The sequence below is a fragment of the Streptomyces sp. NBC_00859 genome (assembly GCF_045161865.1).
Lineage (GTDB): Bacteria > Actinomycetota > Actinomycetes > Streptomycetales > Streptomycetaceae > Streptomyces.
Genome location: NZ_CP108826.1, coordinates 4461642 through 4480017 on the forward strand (window position 1 = coordinate 4461642; position 18376 = coordinate 4480017).

The following is an 18376-nucleotide window of genomic DNA, read 5'->3' on the forward strand; positions in this document are numbered from 1 at the left end:
GGCCCGGCCCCCCTCAGCCCGGGATGACGCCGGCCTCGGCCGTCTCCTCGTTCCGGCGCGGTGCGCGGGCGTTCACCATGAGGAAGGCGATCACACAGCCCACCACCATGAAGCCGGCCGCCCACGCCGTCGCGATGTTGAATCCGTGCACCACGGCGGTCTTCGAGAGCGCCGCCTCCTGGGCCTTGCTGATGCCGTGCCGCAGGTGGCTGGTGAGGTAGCTCGCCGTGGTGGTCGTCGCGATCGTGTTGAGCAGTGACGTACCGATGGATCCACCCACCTGCTGCGCCGTGTTGACCGTCGCCGATGTCACGCCCGAGTCCTGCGGCGCCACCCCCGACGTGGCCGTCGCCATCACCGGCATGAAGACCAGGCCCATGCCGAGCCCGAGCAGCATGGTGCCCGGCAGGATGTGCTCGACGTAGTTGGAGTGCGTCCCGATGAACGTCAGGGCGAAGAGCCCGCCCGCGCCGATCAGCATTCCGGGTGCCATCAGCATCCGCGGCGGCACGAAGTGCAGCAGCCGGGCCGAGATCTGGGTCGAGGCGATGATGATCATCGCGGACATCGGGAGGTAGGCGACACCGGCCCGCAGCGGGCTGTAGCCGAGGATGTTCTGGAGGTAGTACGTCAGGAAGAGGAAGAGTCCGAACATGGCCAGCGTCGCCAGCGCCATGGTGATCATCGAGCCGCCGCGGTTGCGGTTGCGGACGATGTGCAGCGGCAGCATGGGGTGCTCGGCGCGCGACTGCCACCAGGCGAAGACGGCGAGCAGTGCGGCGCCGGCGATGAGCAGGCTGACGACCAGGGCCGAGGACCAGCCGTGCGACTCGGCCTCGCTCATGGCGTAGACGATCGCGACGAGGCCGCCGCAGCCCAGGATCGCGCCCGGGATGTCGAGGTGGCTCTCCTTCTGCCCCTGCCGGTCACTGAGCAGCGCGAAGGCTCCGAAGACGGTGAGGGCGGCGATGGGTACGTTGACGTACAGGCACCAGCGCCAGTCGAGGAACTCGGTGAGGACACCGCCGAGGAGCAGCCCGATGGCGGCACCCGCGCCCGCGATGGCGCCGTAGATGCCGAAGGCCTTGGCGCGCTCCCTGCCCTCCGAGAAGGTCGTGGTGAGGAGGGAGAGGGCGGACGGCGCGAGGAGAGCGGCGAACGCGCCCTGGAGGGCACGTGCGGCGAAGAGCATCGTGCCGTTCACCGCGGCGCCGCCGAGCGCCGAGGCGGCGGCGAAGCCGATGAGGCCGATGACGAAGGTGCGCTTGCGCCCGACCAGGTCGGCCACGCGGCCACCGAGCAGCAGCAGTCCGCCGAAGGCCAGGGTGTAGGCGGTGATGACCCACTGGCGGTTGCCGTTGGTGAGGTGGAGGTCGTGCTGCGCCGACGGCAGGGCGATGTTCACGATGGTGGCGTCGAGCACCACCATCAGCTGCGCCAGCGCGATGACGCCCAGCCCCCACCAGCGGTGGGGGTCGGGCTGGTCGGGGGTGGGCTCCGGAGTGGTTATCGCCGGCTCGCTCATCTGTCCAGAGGATCACAGAATGTCCGGGTTCGCTTCTTGCCGGTGGCTGAGGCGAGGGCCGTCGCCCGCTCAGGGGAGCCGTCCAGGAGGTGGACGCAGGCTGCCGCGACGGCGGTGCGGACCTGCCCCGGGGCGGGTTCCGCCGGGTCGGTGACGGTCTCGTACGTGAGGTTCTCGACGGGCCCGGGGGTGTGCACTCGGCGGGCCCGTGGGTGTGCAGTCGAATCGCTCTCATGGGGCTACCGCGCAACTTCGACTCCACTTGAGGTCAAGGCCAGGCTGGCGGCCTCCAGCGCGCTGTTGAAGGAGACCTCGGCGAGCGCACCCGGCGCGGCGGTCTGATCGCCCGCGAGGAACACCCCGTCGCCGCGCCGGATGGCGGGCCGGTCGCGCCAGGTGGTGCCGGGCGGGTCGACCGCACCCGTCCGCCCTGCCGCGACGGACGACCGGCGCCAGGTGAGGCGTTCGCGCCAGCCGGGGAAGCCCAGATCGAACAGGCGCTCCGCGTGGGCTGCGCCGTCCGTCTTCGACTCGTCCGGCGCGATCGGAAGTTGCCCCTGGATCAGTTGCTCGCCCGCCGGAGCCAGGGTGGGGTCCTGGGCGGTGAAGCGTTCGATCCAGCCGGGGGCGTCGAGGTCGGAGATCACCCAGGCGTCGCCGCGCCTGGTCCTGAGTGCGACATCGACCAGGGTCGTACGGCCGCTGGGCCAGTGCAGGCTGTGGTCGCCGAGCAGGATCCGGGCCGCGTCCAGCGAGGTCGCGACGATCACCGGCCCCTCCGTTGCGGGCAGTTCGGTGAGGTGGGACCCCGTCTCGATCCGTACACCGAGCTCCCGGGCGCGGGCGGCCATCCGGTCGACGAGCGCGCCCCAGCCGCCCCGTACGAAGTGTGCCTCGGGCGGCAGCGAGGCGGCCCGGCGCAGCCGCGCGTGGACGAACGCTGCGGACAGCGAGCCCGGGTCGTGGTGGTAGAGGGCGACCGCTGCGTAGTGGGCGGCGGCGCGGGCCCCCGTCTCACCGACCTGGGAGGTGGCCCAGGAGAGGAAGTCCTGGCCCACGGGGGCCTGTCCGGCCGGGCGCCGGGTCAGCCTGAGCAGAGCCAGTGGGGGTGTTCTGTGCAGCTTCCCGCCGCGGTGGAACCGCAGCCGGCCGGCCTCCAGCGCGGGTACGGCGGCGATCGGCTCCAGCAGCCCGTGCTGTTTGAGCCAGGACCAGTGCGGGCCACCGCGGTAGAGCGCGTGCGGCCCCTCGTTCGTGCGGTACGGGCCATCGGCCGTACGGGACCGGCCGCCCAGGGTGTGGTGGGCCTCGTGCAGTGTGACCGTGGCGCCCGACTCGGCCGCGGTGATGGCGGCGGTTAGCCCGGCGAAACCCCCGCCGACGACGGTGATGCGGTGCATGGTCGTCCCCTCTTCCTGTCCGGTTCTTCCTGTCCGCTTCGGGCGTCCGGGTGCCCGGCCGGGCACGCCGCCCCCGCCGCCGTCCTGCTGTCCGTTCTGCTGTCCGGCTGTCCTGTCCTGTGTCTGTTCCGGAGGGCACACGCTCTTTTTCGGACGCTCTCTGTCATCAGGACGGATGGAGAAGACGCAGATGTGACATCGGAGAAGGTTCGATGTCAGTGGTGTGGGTCACCATGAAGGCATGGCAGCACGGAACGGCACGAAGAGAACTCCACAGGTGCGGCGGCCGGAGGTGCGGCTTCCGCCACTCAGCCCCTACACCGGGCGGGGTCTGGAGCCCGATGGTGACTACGACGGACTGGAGTTCACCGGCGAGGACTTCACAGGACAGTCGGGCCGCGGGGCCCGCTTCATGGACTGCTCACTCAGCGAGTGTGTACTGGAGACGACGGAGCTGGTGCGGGCCCGTTTCATCGACACGGTCCTGACCGGGGCGCGAGGAGTGGGCACGAATCTCGCGGAGGCGTCCCTCCGCGATGTCGAGGTGGTGGACGCGCGGCTCGGCGGCGTCCAGATGCACGGGGCCGTACTGGAAAGGGTGGTGGTGCGCGGCGGGAAGATCGACTATCTGAACCTGAGGGAGGCGCGGCTGAAGGACGTCGTCTTCGAGAGCTGCGTCCTGACGGAACCGGACTTCGGGTCGGCCCGGCTGGAGCGGGTGGAGTTCGTGGGATGCACCCTGCGCGGGGTGGACTTCAGCGGCGTACGGCTGAAGGACGTCGACCTGCGAACGGTCTCCGCGCTGGACATCTCCCGGGGTGTCGAGCGTCTGGAGGGCGCGGTCATCAGCCCGGCCCAACTTCTCTCCCTGGCACCGGCGTTCGCAACCCAGATCGGGGTACGGGTCGCGGCCCCGGGCGAGTAGGCGCCACCGGGACGGACTCCGGCTCCGCACCGGGCCCGGCCTGTTCGGGGCCCGGCCTGCTCGGGACCTGGTCTGTTCCGGAACCCGGCCTCCGCGGCGGACCCGGACCCCAGGTGCGAACGCTGGCTCCGCTCCGGATCCCGGCCGTGCTCAGGACCGGTCTGCTCCCCGTCCCCGTCCCGCGAGCCTGCTCAGGACCGGTCTGCTCCGGATCCCGGCCCTGCTCCGAGTCCCGGCCCCGAGCCCCTGCTCCGAGCCGCTGATCCAAATCCAAGCTCCTGCCCCGGCCCTTTCCGAACCCTGGCCCGGACCGTTCCCGGCCTCCGTTCCGGGCCTCCGTTCCGGGCCTCCGATCGGGGTCTGCGATCGGGGTCTGCGCTCCGGACCCGGCCCACTACACCCGCGGGAAGCGTCCCTGCAGGTCCCAGATCACCGGGTTGTCCGCGAGGCCCTCATGCATGTCCCCCAGATCCGCGATCAGGTCGTGCAGAAAGTCCCGCGCCTCCCGGCGCAGCACCTTGTGCCCGAACGTCAGCGGATCCTCCTCCACCGTCATCCAGTCGGCGGCCACATCCACCCAGCCGAACCGCCGCTCGAAGAACATCCGGTCCGCCGACTCCGTGAAGTCCAGCTCAGCGTGCTGCGGCCGCGACGCGCGGTTGCCGCGCGGGTCCCGGTCGAGCTGCTCGACGATGTCGCAGAGCGCCCAGGCGAAGTCGAGCACCGGGACCCATCCCCAGGCCGTGGACACCTCACGGTCCGCCTTGGTGTCGGCGAGATAGACGTCACCGCAGAAGAGGTCGTGCCGCAGCGAGCGGACATCCGCACGGCGGTAGTCGGTCTGCGGGGGGTCCGGGAAGCGTCGGGAGAGGGAGTAGCCGATGTCGAGCACGGGTCGATGGTGTCACGGGCGGGCGAACCGGGGCACCGCCCCCGGACCGGCAGGAGCCGTCCCGGCCCGCCCCGTGGGACAGCCCGCGACGTGCTCACGCCCTCCGGGTGCCCTCGGCGCGCCGTCCTCGCCCTCTCGCTCATAAGATCGAGCCGTGGACCAGCGCCGACGCCGTACAGCCGTACCCGCAGCGATGGCGGCCGCCCTGCTGGCCCTCTCGGCCTGCGGCGGGGGCGTGCACGGAACGCCGGGCGGCGACCGGCTGCGCGACCCCGACCCGTACTTCCCCCGGCTCGGCAACGGCGGCTACGACGTCCGCCACTACAGCCTCACCCTCGCCTACGACCCCGGCTCCGGCCGCCTCACGGGCGCCGCGGACATCACCGCCCGCGCTACGCAGGACCTGTCCGCGTTCAGTCTGGACTTCGCGGGGATGACCGTGCAGGGCGCGACCGTCGACGGCGCCTACGCCCCCGCCAACCGTGCCGGTACCGAACTGACCATCCGCCCGCACCACGACCTGGAGCGGGGCGCCACCTTCCGTACCGTTGTCCGCTACTCGGGCAAGCCGAGGACGATCACCGACCCGGACGCATCGCAGGAGGGCTGGCTCCCTGACCACGGCGGCGCGCTCGCCCTCGGGGAGCCGACCGGCTCGATGGCCTGGTTCCCCGGCAACAACCACCCGTCCGACAAGGCGACGTACGACATCGCGGCCACCGTCCCGGCCGGGCTCCAGGCCGTTTCGAACGGGCGGCTGACGTCGCGGCGGACCAGCGGGGGACGCACCACCTTCCACTGGCACACCGCCGAGCCGATGGCGAGCTATCTCGCGATGCTGGCGATCGGCCCGTACAAGACCCACTCCTTCACCACGCCGTCCGGGTTGCCGGTGTTCACAGCGGTCGCGCCGTCGGAGGAGAAGAGCAGCGCGTCCGTGGTGGCCCGGGTCCCCGAGGTCATCGCCTGGGAGAGCAAGAAGTTCGGCCCGTACCCCTTCGGATCGGCGGGTGCCGTCATCGCCCCGGCCGGGGCCGCGGGCTACTCCCTGGAGACCCAGACCAAGCCGGTGCTCCCGGGCGACCAGGCAAGTCTCTCGACGCTGGTCCACGAGCTGTCCCACCAGTGGTTCGGCGACTCGGTCACCCCCGCGTCCTGGCGGGACATGTGGCTGAACGAGGGCTTCGCGACGTACGCGGCCTGGCTGTGGGACGCGGACCACGGCGGCGAGAGCATCCAGGACCACTTCGACGATGCGTACGACTCGGATGCCAACTGGGACTTCCCGCCGGCCGACCCGCCGGGCCCGAAGGAGATCTCGGCCTCGCCGGTCTACGGGCGCGGGGCGATGGTGCTGCAGATGATCCGCCGGACGGTCGGCGACGACGCGTTCTTCGCCCTGGTGCGGGGCTGGGTCAAGGACCACCGGTACGGCAACGCCACGACGGCGGATTTCACGCGGTACGCGGACAGGAAGACCGGTAAGGACCTGAGCCCCGTCTGGAAGACCTGGCTCCACGGCAAGGACAAGCCCGCCAGGCCGGCGCCCGCGCCGGACAAGCGGTAGCGCCGCCGGCCTGGCACCGGCCCCGCACACGTGCGGCGGGTCAGACCCGTTCCACGGCTCCCAGATGGTCGCTGAGCTGCTGGAGGAACGACCAGGCGCGGGCGTCGGTGCCGTCTCCGAGGGGATAGTGCAGCGCGGGACGGGCCGACGGTCCCAGCGGAAGGGGCCGCAGGCTCAGTGGCGGGCGGCGGGCGTGGGTTCGGGCTCGCGCAGTACACGGAAGGCGACGACGAGCTGGCGCTCACCACCGCCGGTGGTCTCGGCGAAGGCCCCGGCGACCGGGCTGTCGCCCGTTCCCGAGGTGGTGTGGGCGGGGGCGAAGGTGCCGTCCTGCCAGCGCAGTACGGCTCCGGAGAGACCGTCGTAGTAACCGCACTCAGGGTCTTGCACGACCCACCGGTTGGGGTGGCCGGTCAGCGCGGCGCGCAGTGGCCGGACGAGTTGGTACCGGTGGCCCTGCCGGGCGAGGATGCCCCGGCAGGGCAGCTGCGCTGTGGCGTAGAAGCCGTCATGAAGCCGTCATCGGATGATGACGCTCAGTCCAACGGTGCGCGAAGACCGGCGAGCGGATCCCTGCCGTGGTGGTCGCTCATGAACTGCCGACGCCAGCTGTCAACCTCGTCTGCGACTGCTTGACTACAGTAGTCCCAGAAGTCGAGCAACATCATCTGAGTCTCAGCGAGAGAGTATTCGCCACGAACTTCTTCAACGAATAGATTCTCAATGACTACTCCCGAAGGGCCGATGTTGGCGTTGTAGGAATTTCCATCGAAGTGTACGAATTCTTGGTTCGCGTTGTTCTTAGCAGCGAGGACAAGGTCCAACGCATCGAGGACAGAGTAGGGAGAAAGCTGGATGTCGCCCGTTACCCATTGACCCATAATCGTCAAAGAGTCGGGGCCGTTGAATTCGGGAGTCTCGTGCATGTCTTCAGTGAAGTACGCGGTACTGATGGGCAACGCTAAATTCCTCTTTCCATGGGCATCACCGGGTATGCGTCTTTGCGTCGCTCGTGATTGAATCGAAGTAGCCCTCGATCCAGGTCCCTTGTGGTGTCCCTTCCGTCCGAACGCACTGGGATCGACTGCATCGGACTCCTTTGGTGGCTGCACGCCGCGCATCTCGTTCCGTTCAGTCCTGCGGAAAAATGTGCTCCTTTTCTGCTTCGGCGCCCGTGTGTGGGAATGATCATTTTCCCTCAACTCTATCTGGCCTTCACTGAGTCCAGCGCGGTGATCGACCCTCAAGATCTTGGTGGCTATTGTGTTTTCGTTCACAATTCCGTCGGGGCAGAAATTTAGTGCCTAGTCCTGGCACCGTTCGCCACGTACTTCATCTCGCCCTTCAGGATGTGGCCGTCGATGATGTGATCGGGGAGGCGAGCGGTGGTTCCGTTCGGACGGACGACCGTGCCCTCGTCTATGTCCAGGCGGGTGCCTTCGGGCTGGAGACGTCCGGTGCCCCGTGCGGCGGCCGGTATGTCTTCCCTCGATGGGACCTGGCGATGGTTGCCGAACACACGCCCTGCTCAACCGTGTTGACGGTAAAGCAGGGCGCCGGGCGTGCTCACGGTCCGTCGGCCTATGTGTCGGTCTCTTGGCCGGTCTCTCTGTCGGTCGGCAGGCGTGTGCGCCTGGTTGCGGTCATCGGGGCCGGTAGGCGGTGGCCAGTACGGAGACGGTGACCTGGTCGGGCACGGCGCTGTGATCGTCCAGGTCCGTGCCGTTCAGATGGCGGGCGCTCGGCGTCATCCCCACCAGATCCAGGGCTTCCGGCCGGGTCAGTGGGGTGACGTATTGGACCAGCTCGGTATCCACCGCCTCGAAGAAAGGGTTCAGCGCCTTGTGCAGGCGGCATTCCTTGGACGGGTCGATCGCGACCATGCCGGGCACCTGGCTTCGCAGTTCGAGCAAGTGTCGGCCGGTGGGACGCAATACGACCAGCCGACCGTCCGGGCGCAGCACCCGGTGAAACTCGGCCGGGTTGCGTGGGGCGAACACGTCCAGCACAACATCGGCCGCCCCGTCGGCCAGTGGGAGAGGGCGGAAGACGTCCCAGGTCGCGGCAGCTGCCCGCTCGTGGACACGGGCCGTCGCGCGCAGGGCGCGCACCGAGGTGTCGAGGCCCAGGCCGCGGGCATCGGGCGCCTGGTCGAGGACGCCTGCCAGGTAGTAGCCGGTGCCGCACCCGACGTCCACCACGGTGTTCTGCCGGACAGGGTGCTGACCGCCAGGTGAGCCACGATCCGGTGTATCGGCCCGTACCTGCCGGTGGCCAGGAACCGGTCCCGGGCACGGGACATGGCCGCGTCGTCGCCGCTGGTGGCGCGGGTGCCTGTCAGGAGACTGCCATAGCCATGGCGGGAGATGTCGAAGGTGTGGCCCGCCGGGCAGCGCAGTGCGCCGCCCTCGGAGTGGAGACAGGCGCCGCATGTCGGGCAGCGGGAGATCGAGGAACGATGCGAGGGCCGGGGGAAGCGAAACAGGCACAAGGCACTCCTGGCAACGGTGAAGGGAGGGGACCGTGCCTGCACGCGCGCTCAGGAGAGCGCCGTCCCAGGAGGAACGGACCGGTGGCGGCCCTCGATGCGGGCGGCGCCATAACGCGGTTCATGCAGCAGGCACGCCACGCAGGGCGGTGCCGTCCGGCATCGCCCTCACAGCCTCCCGGTCAGTGGAAGCAGCACTGCGGAGTGCTCATGAATGCCTGACCGGGAGCCTATGGGGCTCGGGCGAACCCCTTTGAGAGCGGGGGCGGTTACCAGCAGGTGCTCGCAGGTGCTCGCAGGTGCTCGCAGGTGCTCGCAGTCAGTGCTCATGTCGAACGACTCGTTGGTCGGGCCGACACTGTCCTGGTCGGCGCCCCGATATACAACTTCGCGGTGCCCGCCGCGCTGGAGGTGTGGGTGGACCGGGTAGGTTCCCCGCTGCGCTCACCGAACCCGGCGCCGGGGACAGCCTGTCGCGTACGACCCGGGTCGTGGTGATCAGTACTCGGGGCGGGGCCTACGGTCCGGGCACGCCGCGCGGGGCGTGAGACTTCCAGACGCGCTGGTGCGCGCGTACTTCGGCGGGCTCGGTGTGGCGGAGATACAGATCGTCAGCGCTGAGGTGCCCTTGGCGGGCTCGGTGCCGCATCTGGCTCGCTTCCGGCCGCCCGCCGCGAGTTCGCTGGATGCGGCGCGTGCCGGGGTGACCGCGTTGGCCTCCGGGCAGGTCGGAGCAGGGGGCCGGGTCGACCGGATCGGGTGTCGAACGGGCTGAGCCCCGGGCGACGACCGCCAGGGGCTCAGCGCGTGGTGGTAGCCGGCGTCAGACGGTGACGCCGAAGTCCTGCGCGATACCGACCAGGCCCGAGGCGTACCCCTGGCCGACCGCGCGGAACTTCCACTCCGCGCCGTTGCGGTAGAGCTCGCCGAAGACCATGGCGGTCTCGGTGGCGGCGTCCTCGCTCAGGTCGTAGCGGGCGATCTCGGCCTCGCCCGCCTGGTTGATGATGCGGATGAAGGCATTCCGCACCTGGCCGAAGTTCTGCGAGCGGTTCTCCGCGTCGTAGATCGAGACCGGGAAGACGATCTTCTCGATGTCGGCGGGCAGACCGGCCAGGTTGACCTTGATCTGCTCGTCGTCGCCCTCGCCCTGACCCGTGACGTTGTCACCGGTGTGCACGATGGTCTGGTCCGGCGTCGCCTTGTTGTTGAAGAAGACGAAGTGGCCGTCGGAGTAGACCTTGCCCTCCGTGTTCACCGCGATGGCCGAGGCGTCGAGGTCGAAGTCGGTGCCGGTGGTCGTACGGACGTCCCAGCCGAGGCCCACCGTGACGGCGGTCAGGCCCGGGGCCTCCTTGGTGAGGGAGACGTTGCCGCCCTTGGACAGGCTTACAGCCATGGGGATGTCCCTTTCCGTTCTGTACGCGGGCTTCGTGTGGTCACGACGCTACCGTTACTGGGCATAACGTCGGCAGGGGACCGGGAGGTTCCAACTCTCTTTACTTTCTTTGCCCGAAGTGTTCCGCCGTGGGCGGCGAACCCCGGTCGGCCCCGGCGTTTCGCGGTGTTTTTCCCGGCCTGTTGAGAGCCCGCGGGGGAGACGCAGGGGAAAAACGGGTGACGGGCCGGTCCGGACCAGCGACCATGGATGACATGTCCGGTCCCTATGTCGTCCGTGGTGCGGTCTCCCTGCCGGAGGCCGAGCTCATGTGGCGCTTCTCGCGCTCGTCAGGACCCGGCGGCCAGCACGTCAATACCAGTGACACGCAGGTGGAGCTCCGCTTCGACCTCGCGAACACGGAGGCGCTGCCACCGGTGTGGAAGGAGCGCGCCCTGGAGCGGCTGGCCTCGCGGCTCGCCGGCGGGGTGATCACCGTACGGGCGTCGGAGCACCGGTCGCAGTGGCGCAACCGGGAGATGGCGGCGGTGCGGCTCGCGTCGCTCCTCGCGGAGGCCACGGCGCCACCGCCGAAGCCCCGGCGGGCCACGAAGATTCCCCGCGGGATCAACGAGCGGCGGCTCCGCAACAAGAAGCAGCGCAGCGACACCAAGCGGGGCCGGACAGGGCGCGGCTGGGACTGACCCGGGGTGAACCCGAGGGCGGGCTCCCGTACGGGCTGGGACTGACCCGGGGTGAACCCGAGGGCGGGCTCCCGTACCGGCTGGGGCTGACGTACCCGGTCTTGGCCCGGACCCCGTCCCGGCCCCGGGTGCCGGCCCCGGCCCCGGGTGCCGGCCCCGGCCCCGGGTGCCGGCCCCGGCCCCGGGTGCCGGTCTCGGCCCAGATGCCGTTCCGGTCCAGATGCCGTCCCGGCCAGGACGCCGCTCTCAGCCCAGGTGCCGGTACCGGCCCCGGAAGTACGTCAGTGGGCTGCTCTCGCCGCCCGGCAGGTCGGCAGTCAGCACGCGGCCGATCACCAGCGTGTGGTCCCCGGCCTCCACCCGCTGCTCCGTCAGACACTCCAGCGTCGCCAGTGCGCCCCCGATCAGCGGGGCCCCGGACACCTCGCCACGGCTGAACGGGACATCGGCGAACAGCAGGTCGTCGCTGATACGGCCCTTCATCGCGAACCGGCCCGCGACCTGCCGCTGGCTCTCCGCCAGGAGTGAGGCCGCCCAGTAGGGCTGCTCCGCCAGCAGGTCGTCCATCCGGGAGCCGTTCCGTACGCTCACCATCGCCAGCGGCGGTTCCAGTGACACCGACATGAACGAGGTCGCCGTCATCCCGACGTCGGCGCCCCGTGGGCCGCCGTCCGCGTCATGGGCCGTCACGAGCACCACGCCGGCGGTCAGCCGGGACATGGCGGCGCGGAAGTCGTCGTTGCTCACCCCCTCAGGATGGGGGATGGGCTCGGGGCGCGGGGTGGGGATCGTCTGGAACACATCAAGAACGCTAGCCCCGGCCCCCGGACGACCGCATCGGGCCACAGGACCAGACGAGTCCTAAGCCTGTCCTGGGCCTGTCCGCGAAGTCGGGCACGGCGACCGCTACGCCGTACCGGTGACCGCCATGGCGTACGCCGTACCGGTGACCGCCACGCCATCCCGGCGGCGGGGGCGGCCGGACACGCGCGGTGAGAAGCGCCGGACCCGGACCCGGCACGGATACGGATACGGGCGGTGACGAAGGCCGCGAAACGGCAGGCCTGACCGGTTGATTCACATTCAACCCTTCATCCCCTGTTGTGACTTGAGTCACGACCGGCATAAATTGTTGACCCTGCGTACCTGACGCACAGCTCGCTGTGATTCAGTGGCAGAGACACTGCACCAAGAGCGCCGACAAAGAACCCTGGAGTTGCTGTCGAGGTCTCGGGGAGAGCGAACGATGGAGAGCGAGTCGGAGCCGTACGTCCGTCTTGCGACCCTGCGGCAGTTGCATCAAGCGGTCGCCAATCTGAATCAGGCCCGCAGCCTGGCGGACACCCTGCAGACCGTGGCCGACGGCATAGTGGCTGGTCTCGGGTATGAGCTGGCCTGCGTCAATCTGGTGCGCCCTGACGGCGACCTCATGGTCGCGGCGCTCTCGGGGGACGAATCCGCCGCCGCCCTGATGTCCGGCCGGGTCGGATCCCGTACGTCATGGGAGCGCAGGCTCTCCATGGGTGTGGCCTGGGGCGACCTGAGGTTCATCCCGTACACCGACGGCTGGGTCCTCGACAACGACGACGTGCCGCAGGTGCACAACGACGGACCCGAGCCGCGCTTCGAGGACGAGTGGCACCCCTCCGACCGGCTCTTCGCCCCGATGTACGCGACCGACGCGTCCGGTGGCGAGCTGATCGGCGTCATATCCGTCGACCGCCCGCGCAACGGCAGGCACCCCGGGGCCTGGGGCCAGGAAGCGCTCCAGATGTACGCCTTCCAGGCCGCCATCGCGATCACCAACGCCCGGCTGCGCGCCAATATGCAGCGCGCCCTGGTCCGCCTGGAGCGTGAGCAGCAGGCCCTGCGCGCCAGCGAGGAATCCTTCCGGCAGGCCTTCGAGTACGCGCCGAGCGGGATGGCCATCGCGGAGATGGGAGGCGACCAGCACGGGCGCCTTCTGCGCACCAATGACGCGCTCTGCCGGCTGCTCGGGCGGCCCGCGTCGGCGATGCGCCGCTACTCCTTCGCCGATCTGGTCCATCCCGAGGACGTCGGCACCCTGCTCAGGACATCCGCCGAGGGCGGCAGGGCCGAGCTGCGGCTGCGGCGCCGTGACACCTCGTACGTCTGGGTCTCGCTCCGTAACTCCGTCGTGGCCGACACCACCGACGGGCCCCGTTTCCTGCTCACGCACGTCGAGGACGTCGAGGAGCGCAAGCGCCACGAGCTCCAGCTCGCGCACCGCGCCTCGCACGACTCGCTGACCGGGCTGCCCAACAGCGCGGAGCTGCGCGCCCGGCTCAGCTCGCGGCTCTGCGACTGGCCCGACGCGGTGCGCGAGACGGCGGTCGAGGCACTCGACGCGGCCTACGAGCAGGGGCCGGCGCGGGCGGACCGGCGCCGCGGCGGCGGACCGTTCGCCTTCGGTGGTGGCGCATGTCTCTATGAGCATGTCCACACGGCTGCTCCCACGAACGAGACGGGCGACGGAGCCGGGGCCGGGACGGGGGCGGTCGCCGACGACGGCACGAAGGGCCTCGCGGTGCTCTTCTGCGACCTCGACGGCTTCAAGTCCATCAACGACCGCTTCGGTCACCACACCGGGGACGCGGTCCTCATCGAGGTGGCGCGCAGACTCACATCGGGGGTGCGCGACGGTGACACGGTGGCCCGGCTCGGCGGTGACGAGTTCGTCGTCCTGGCGGACGGGCTCGGTTCGGCCGACGCCGCTGACCTGGCCGTACGGCTGCGCAACGCGATCATTCCGCCCATCAGGGTGGACGGCAGGGCGGTCCGGGTGGGGGCCAGTTTCGGGATCGGCTGGGCGAGCTGCGGCATGTCGGTCGAAGAGGTGCTGCGCTCCGCCGACCAGCGCATGTACGTGGAGAAACGCTCCAGGTCGAAGCTGCATCGGCGGGCTGGGTAGGCGGTACTGCCAGGAGCGCCCGGGACGGGGGCAGGGCCCGGCGGACTGGCCGGACTGTTCATCCGTACGGGGTAAGCTCGCCCGGGTCAGCGATGTGTGAGGAGTGCAAGGGATGACGGCCGGCAACAACGGCACGAGCACGCCCGAGGACGACGATCCGTTCGGCTATCTGTACGAGGACGGCCGGGCAGCAGGAGCCGTTCCCCCGCCCGGCGGCGGCGGATACGGCTACCCGGGTCCGACGTCCGGCGGGCAGCCCGGGGTGCCCCGGACGTCGTACAACCACGTGCGGACAGTCGGCGAGCGCCAGTACGGGCAGCAGGCACCGCAGGCACCTCAGCAGCAGTACGGGCAGCCGCCCCAGCAGTACGGGCAGCAGCAGGCGTACGGCCAGCCGACCGCGCAGTACGCGGCCCCGGAGACGTATCCCGGCGGTCCGCCCGTCCAGCAGCCCCCGCGTCAGCCGGGCGGCGGCGGCCGGAGCGGTGGCCCGAATCACAAGGGGCTGCTGATCGGCGCGGTCGCGGTGGTCGCGGTGGTCGTCATCGGCATCGGTGTGGCGCTGGCCACCAGCGGCGGCGACACGAAGGACGACAACGCCGGCTCGGACAACGCGGGCGGCGGGCAGACGGCAGCCTCCTCGGTCAAGCCGAGCGAGAGCGCTTCGGCGTCCGCCAAGGCCGACCTCCCGAAGCAGGATGCGGCGACACTGCAGCTCGGCGGCGCGGCGACCACGGCCAAGGACGTGCCGGGCGCCAAGGGCGCCGGCGGCACGTACGTCGTGATCAACCAGCCCGGCGACTCGGCGACCTGGACGCTCGACGCACCCGCTGCGGGCACGTACAAGCTGTCGATCAACTACGGCGTGCCGGGCAAGGATGCCAAGACGTCCCTCACGGTGAACGACGCGCCGAAGCCCGCGTCGATCCGCATGGAGAACTTCGCCCACGCCGCGGACGGCGACGCCTCCAAGGGGTGGACCAACACCTGGAACCTGGTGAACCTCAAGAAGGGCTCCAACACGATCAAGATCTCCTGCGAGAACGGTGATCAGTGTGGGGTCAATCTGGACCAGGTCATCCTGCAGAACACGAAGGACCAGTAGAGGGCCAGTGACCGACCGGGGGCTGCCGCCCCCGCTGACCGCCGTCCGGCAGCTAAGCGGGCGGCGGGTGTTCGTCGACGAGGACCTGCGGAAGCAGGTCCTCGTACGCGTCCCGGTCGAACTCGCCGGCGGCGGGCGCCAGCACCGTGGCCGCCGAGAGCGCCACCGCCCTGGCCAGCCGTTCCGGCCAGGGGAGCCCTTCCACCAGGCCCGAGAGCAGTCCGGCCACCGCCGAATCGCCCGCGCCCGTCGGGTTGCCGTCGAAGCGGGCCGGGGGCAGGGCCTGCCAGGTGCCGTCCGGGGACGCGGCCAGCATGCCCTCGGCGCCCAGTGAGGCGACCACCGTGTGCGCGCCGCGGCGGCGTGCGTCGCGGGTGGCGCGCAGCGGCTCGCGTGAGCCGGTCAGCTGGGCCAGTTCGTCGGCGTTCGGCTTGACCAGGTCGGGGCGGGCCGCGATGCCCCGGCGCAGCGGTTCGCCGCTGGTGTCCAGGAGGACCGGGACGCCGGCGCCGCGGGCCTGTTTCACCAGCTGGGCGTACGCGCCGACCGGGACGCCCGGCGGCAGGCTGCCGCAGAGGGCCACGGCTTCGGCGTCGGCGAGCAGCTTCCCGTACGAGGTGAGGAAGGCGTCCCACTCGTCGGCTGTGACCGTGGGGCCCGCCTCGTTGAGCTGGGTCGTGTCGCCCGAGGTGGCGTCGACCACGGCGATCGTGCGCCGGGTGGTCCCGGCGCACGGGACGAGGGCGTCGGTGGGGGGCAGCCCGGCGAGGAGTTCGCGGAGCACGCCGCCCGTCGTCCCGCCGGCGAAGCCGGTGACGACGGTCTCGTGGCCGAGCGCCGCGAGTACCCGGGCCACGTTCAGGCCCTTGCCGCCCGCGCGCTCGGTGACCGATTCGACACGGTGACTGGCGTGCGGGATCAGTGCGGGGACGTGGTAGGTGATGTCCAGGGCGGTGTTCAGGGTGACGGTCAGCAGCACTTGATTGATCATGCCAAACAGAGAGCGGCAGGCCCAGCCCTGGACCCGCCGCAGACCGTCATTTCTGCGCGATTCTGCTCGCTGTCGCTCAGTTCTGCTTAGGTTCGATCACCCAGGAGCCCTTGCGCATCACTCCGGCCAGTGCGAAGTCCGCGTCCAGGACGACCAGGTCCGCGTCCTTGCCGGGCTCGAGCGAGCCGATCCTGTCGTCCATGCCGAGCAGCCGTGCCGGGTTGGCGGAGATGGACCGTACGACGTCTTCCACCGGCAGTCCGTCGATGGTCACCGCGCGCCGGAAGGCCGTGTCCAGGGTGAGCGTGGAGCCGGCGATCGAGTCGCCTTCCACCAGCCGGGCGACGCCCTCCTTGACCTCGACCTCCAGCGGGCCGAGCAGATAGATACCGTCGCCGAAACCGGCGGCGTCCATCGCGTCGGTGATGAAGGCGACGCGAGCGGAGCCGGCCGCCCGGTAGGCCAGTTCCAGCGCGGCCGGGTGCAGATGGGTACCGTCGTTGATCAGCTCGACGGTGACCCGCTCGTCCTCCAGCAGGGCGGCGATGGGGCCGGGGTCGCGGTGGAGGAACGGCGGCATGGAGTTGAAGAGGTGGGTGGCGACGCTCGCACCCGCCTCGATGGCCTCGACGGTCTGCTCGTACGTGGCGTCGGTGTGGCCGACGGCCGCGATGATGCCGTTCTCCGCGAGCAGCCGTACGGAGTCGATGCCGCCCGTCATCTCGGTGGCCAGCGTGAACATCCTGGCGGTGCCGCGCGCCGCGTCCATCAGCTTGCGGACGTCGGCCGGGTCGGGGTCGCGCAGCAGCGAGGCGCTGTGTGCGCCCTTGCGGCAGGGGGAGATGAACGGGCCCTCGAAGTGGATGCCGGCCAGGTCGCCCTGCTCGACGAGTTCCGACAGGACCGCGGCGCGCTCGGCGAGGAAGTCCATCTCGCCGGTGACGGTGGAGGCGACCATCGTCGTCGTGCCGTGCTGCCGGTGGGTGTCGATGCCCTTGCGCACCTCTTCGGGGGTTCCCGATGTGAAGGACGCGCCGCCGCCGCCGTGCACGTGCATGTCGACGAAACCGGGGACCACCCAGTGCCCGGCGAGATCGAACACGGCCGCGCTCTCGGGAGCGCTCCCCGCGATGCGCGAGCCCTCCACGATGACCCGGCCGCCGTCGACGGTCCCGGTGGGCAGCACCACGCGGGCTCCGGCGAGGACTGTGCTTGCTTCGCTTCCGGCCATCAGGCGGATACCTCCGTGGAGAGAAGATCCCAGGCGAGCAGCCCTGCGCCCAGGCATCCAGCGGTGTCCCCGAGGGCCGCCGGGACGATGTGGGGCAGCTTCTGGAACGTCACGCGCTCCGCCACCGCTGCCTTCAGTGGTACGAACAAGGTTTCCCCGGCTTCGGCGAGCCCGCCACCGATGATCAGGGTGCGCGGGTCGAGCAGGGTGAGCGCGGTGACCAGTCCGTCGGCGAGCGCGTCCACCGCGGTCTGCCAGACGGCGGTGGCCGCCGGGTCGCCCGACTCGACAGCCTTGGCGCAGTCGGCCGCGTCGGCCTCCGGGTCGCCGGATGCCACGGCCCAGGCCAGCGAGACGGCGGAGGCGGACGCGTACCGCTCAAGACAGCCGCGCTGCCCGCAACCGCAGTCGACGCCACCGGGCCGTACGACGATGTGGCCGATCTCGCCGGCGTACCCGTGGGCGCCCGCCTCGATGGAGCCCTCGATGCCGATGGCGCCCGCGATGCCGGTTCCGAGCGGCATGAAGAGGAAGCGGTCGGCGCCCTTGCCCGCTCCGATGCGGCCTTCGGCGAGCCCGCCGGTGCGGACGTCGTGCCCGAGCGCCACCGGTACGCCGTGCAGCCGGCCGCTGAGCAGCTTCCGCATCGGGACGTCGCGCCAGCCGAGGTTGGACGCGTAGACGGCGATGCCGTTCTCGGCGTCGATGATGCCGGGGACCGCCACGCCGGCGGCTGCCGCGGTCCGGCCGAAGTGCTCCTCGCCGTAGGCCCGCAGCTCGGCCGCGAAGTCGAGGATCGACTCGACGACGGCCTCGGGACCGCGCTCCCGTCCGGTGGCCCTGCGTGCCTCGTGGAGCAGGGTGCCGTCCGCCCCGACCAGGGCGGCTTTCATGCCGGTGCCGCCCACGTCGAGGGCGATGACATGGTGCTCGGCCGGGAGACCGGGGGCGGTTCCCCGGGAGAATGCAGTCACTCGGACAGTGTGGCTCGGATAACCGAAAAAGGTCTAGTCCACTCTGTTGGATTGTTGCGCATCCATACAAAGTCTGGGCAAAAAAACCGCCGTGGCCGCAGTGCAGGTGGTGCGCATGTGGCCTGTGTTGCCGAAGCGAGACCGGAATGCTGTGGACCCACGGATGGCCGTAAGGGAAAATCGCAGCTACGTGCGACGGTACGGCACCGGGGGACCGGCTGGAACATAGTGCAACAGAGGGTGGGAAAAGGGCTGTGCGGCGGC

At 70.4% G+C, this 18376-nt stretch carries 19 protein-coding genes and 1 pseudogene; 7 read left to right on the forward strand and 13 right to left on the reverse strand.

All coding sequences use genetic code 11. The annotated features are described in order from the left end of the window. Positions 1 to 13 precede the first annotated feature (13 nt). Positions 14 to 1525 carry an MFS transporter gene (locus OG584_RS19330; RefSeq protein WP_405779463.1) on the reverse strand — a complete coding sequence of 504 codons (1512 nt, stop codon included), beginning with the start codon at positions 1523 to 1525 and terminating at the stop codon, positions 14 to 16. A 239-nt stretch (positions 1526 to 1764) separates the two neighbouring features. Next, complete coding sequence (locus tag OG584_RS19335) at positions 1765 to 2925, reverse strand: FAD-dependent oxidoreductase (RefSeq protein WP_405779465.1); 1161 nt, start codon at positions 2923 to 2925, stop codon at positions 1765 to 1767. Positions 2926 to 3166: 241 nt separating this feature from the next. On the opposite strand from OG584_RS19335, the gene OG584_RS19340 reads away from it, so the two are divergent. Continuing rightward, positions 3167 to 3850, forward strand: coding sequence for a pentapeptide repeat-containing protein (locus OG584_RS19340; protein ID WP_405779466.1), 684 nt, complete (start codon positions 3167 to 3169; stop codon positions 3848 to 3850). A 394-nt stretch (positions 3851 to 4244) separates the two neighbouring features. Here OG584_RS19340 and OG584_RS19345 read toward each other — a convergent pair whose 3' ends face one another. Then, positions 4245 to 4742, reverse strand: coding sequence for a hypothetical protein (locus OG584_RS19345; RefSeq protein ID WP_405779468.1), 498 nt, complete (start codon positions 4740 to 4742; stop codon positions 4245 to 4247). Positions 4743 to 4935: 193 nt separating this feature from the next. Between OG584_RS19345 and OG584_RS19350 the strand changes: the two genes are divergently transcribed. Next, positions 4936 to 6309 (forward strand): M1 family metallopeptidase, encoded by a 1374-nt coding sequence (locus OG584_RS19350; protein ID WP_405784151.1) that lies wholly within the window; start codon positions 4936 to 4938, stop codon positions 6307 to 6309. A 40-nt stretch (positions 6310 to 6349) separates the two neighbouring features. On the opposite strand, the gene OG584_RS19355 is transcribed toward OG584_RS19350, so the two are convergent. The 5 genes and pseudogenes from OG584_RS19355 to OG584_RS19375 all read right to left on the reverse strand — a co-directional run bounded on the left by OG584_RS19355 (position 6350) and on the right by OG584_RS19375 (position 8798). Next, entirely contained in the window at positions 6350 to 6487 is a 138-nt protein-coding gene (locus OG584_RS19355) for a DUF6177 family protein (protein ID WP_405784153.1), read from the reverse strand. Further along, positions 6484 to 6699, reverse strand: coding sequence for a DUF6177 family protein (locus OG584_RS19360; protein WP_405779469.1), 216 nt, complete (start codon positions 6697 to 6699; stop codon positions 6484 to 6486). Before OG584_RS19360 ends, OG584_RS19355 begins: the two co-directional genes overlap by 4 nt. A 146-nt stretch (positions 6700 to 6845) precedes the next feature. After that, positions 6846 to 7235 carry a hypothetical protein gene (locus OG584_RS19365; RefSeq protein ID WP_405779471.1) on the reverse strand — a complete coding sequence of 130 codons (390 nt, stop codon included), beginning with the start codon at positions 7233 to 7235 and terminating at the stop codon, positions 6846 to 6848. Positions 7236 to 7606: 371 nt separating this feature from the next. Then, positions 7607 to 7828, reverse strand: a complete 222-nt coding sequence (locus OG584_RS19370; protein WP_405779473.1) for a hypothetical protein — start codon at positions 7826 to 7828, stop codon at positions 7607 to 7609. Between the two features lie 124 nt (positions 7829 to 7952). Next, positions 7953 to 8798: pseudogene (locus OG584_RS19375) on the reverse strand (methyltransferase domain-containing protein). Between the two features lie 308 nt (positions 8799 to 9106). Here OG584_RS19375 and OG584_RS19380 point away from each other — a divergent pair. Next, entirely contained in the window at positions 9107 to 9295 is a 189-nt protein-coding gene (locus tag OG584_RS19380) for an NAD(P)H-dependent oxidoreductase (protein WP_405779474.1), read from the forward strand. A gap of 46 nt (positions 9296 to 9341) precedes the next feature. Continuing rightward, positions 9342 to 9572: a hypothetical protein gene (locus tag OG584_RS19385; protein WP_405779476.1), complete on the forward strand. Its 231-nt coding sequence runs from the start codon at positions 9342 to 9344 to the stop codon at positions 9570 to 9572. Between the two features lie 48 nt (positions 9573 to 9620). On the opposite strand, the gene OG584_RS19390 is transcribed toward OG584_RS19385, so the two are convergent. Continuing rightward, the gene (locus OG584_RS19390) at positions 9621 to 10196 is read right to left on the reverse strand and encodes a TerD family protein (protein WP_266855589.1); all 576 of its coding nucleotides are present in this window, start codon (positions 10194 to 10196) and stop codon (positions 9621 to 9623) included. Between the two features lie 245 nt (positions 10197 to 10441). Here OG584_RS19390 and arfB point away from each other — a divergent pair, with 245 nt between their 5' ends. Then, positions 10442 to 10879, forward strand: a complete 438-nt coding sequence (arfB, locus tag OG584_RS19395; RefSeq protein WP_405779478.1) for an alternative ribosome rescue aminoacyl-tRNA hydrolase ArfB — start codon at positions 10442 to 10444, stop codon at positions 10877 to 10879. Positions 10880 to 11125: 246 nt separating this feature from the next. Here arfB and OG584_RS19400 read toward each other — a convergent pair whose 3' ends face one another. Further along, positions 11126 to 11680, reverse strand: a complete 555-nt coding sequence (locus OG584_RS19400) for a flavin reductase family protein (protein WP_405779480.1) — start codon at positions 11678 to 11680, stop codon at positions 11126 to 11128. A 445-nt stretch (positions 11681 to 12125) separates the two neighbouring features. Here OG584_RS19400 and cdgB point away from each other — a divergent pair, with 445 nt between their 5' ends. Together cdgB and OG584_RS19410 are read left to right on the forward strand one after the other, a co-directional pair. Further along, positions 12126 to 13811: a diguanylate cyclase CdgB gene (gene cdgB, locus OG584_RS19405; RefSeq protein WP_405779482.1), complete on the forward strand. Its 1686-nt coding sequence runs from the start codon at positions 12126 to 12128 to the stop codon at positions 13809 to 13811. Positions 13812 to 13923: 112 nt separating this feature from the next. Further along, positions 13924 to 14916, forward strand: coding sequence for a carbohydrate-binding protein (locus tag OG584_RS19410; protein ID WP_405779484.1), 993 nt, complete (start codon positions 13924 to 13926; stop codon positions 14914 to 14916). Between the two features lie 52 nt (positions 14917 to 14968). Here the strand turns inward: OG584_RS19410 and OG584_RS19415 are convergent, their stop codons facing one another. The 3 genes from OG584_RS19415 to OG584_RS19425 form a co-directional block, all read right to left on the reverse strand. After that, a complete protein-coding gene (locus OG584_RS19415) occupies positions 14969 to 15895 on the reverse strand; it encodes a 1-phosphofructokinase family hexose kinase (RefSeq protein WP_405784155.1) in 927 nt (308 codons plus the stop codon). Between the two features lie 88 nt (positions 15896 to 15983). After that, entirely contained in the window at positions 15984 to 17138 is a 1155-nt protein-coding gene (nagA, locus tag OG584_RS19420; protein WP_405779486.1) for an N-acetylglucosamine-6-phosphate deacetylase, read from the reverse strand. Further along, entirely contained in the window at positions 17138 to 18046 is a 909-nt protein-coding gene (locus OG584_RS19425; protein WP_405784157.1) for an ROK family protein, read from the reverse strand. The genes nagA and OG584_RS19425 overlap by 1 nt, the downstream gene beginning before the upstream one ends. Between the last annotated feature and the right edge of the window lie 330 nt (positions 18047 to 18376).

Bases quoted from the DNA above. Each gene is read 5' to 3' on its own strand.
- OG584_RS19335 (WP_405779465.1), bottom strand. From the start codon at position 2,925: ATGCACCGCATCACCGTCGTCGGCGGGGGTTTCGCCGGGCTAACCGCC.
- OG584_RS19330 (WP_405779463.1), bottom strand. From the start codon at position 1,525: ATGAGCGAGCCGGCGATAACCACTCCGGAGCCCACCCCCGACCAGCCC.
- nagA (WP_405779486.1), bottom strand. From the start codon at position 17,138: ATGGCCGGAAGCGAAGCAAGCACAGTCCTCGCCGGAGCCCGCGTGGTG.
- OG584_RS19350 (WP_405784151.1), top strand. From the start codon at position 4,936: ATGGCGGCCGCCCTGCTGGCCCTCTCGGCCTGCGGCGGGGGCGTGCAC.
- cdgB (WP_405779482.1), top strand. From the start codon at position 12,126: ATGGAGAGCGAGTCGGAGCCGTACGTCCGTCTTGCGACCCTGCGGCAG.
- OG584_RS19365 (WP_405779471.1), bottom strand. From the start codon at position 7,235: ATGCACGAGACTCCCGAATTCAACGGCCCCGACTCTTTGACGATTATG.
- OG584_RS19390 (WP_266855589.1), bottom strand. From the start codon at position 10,196: ATGGCTGTAAGCCTGTCCAAGGGCGGCAACGTCTCCCTCACCAAGGAG.
- OG584_RS19410 (WP_405779484.1), top strand. From the start codon at position 13,924: ATGACGGCCGGCAACAACGGCACGAGCACGCCCGAGGACGACGATCCG.
- arfB (WP_405779478.1), top strand. From the start codon at position 10,442: ATGGATGACATGTCCGGTCCCTATGTCGTCCGTGGTGCGGTCTCCCTG.
- OG584_RS19340 (WP_405779466.1), top strand. From the start codon at position 3,167: ATGGCAGCACGGAACGGCACGAAGAGAACTCCACAGGTGCGGCGGCCG.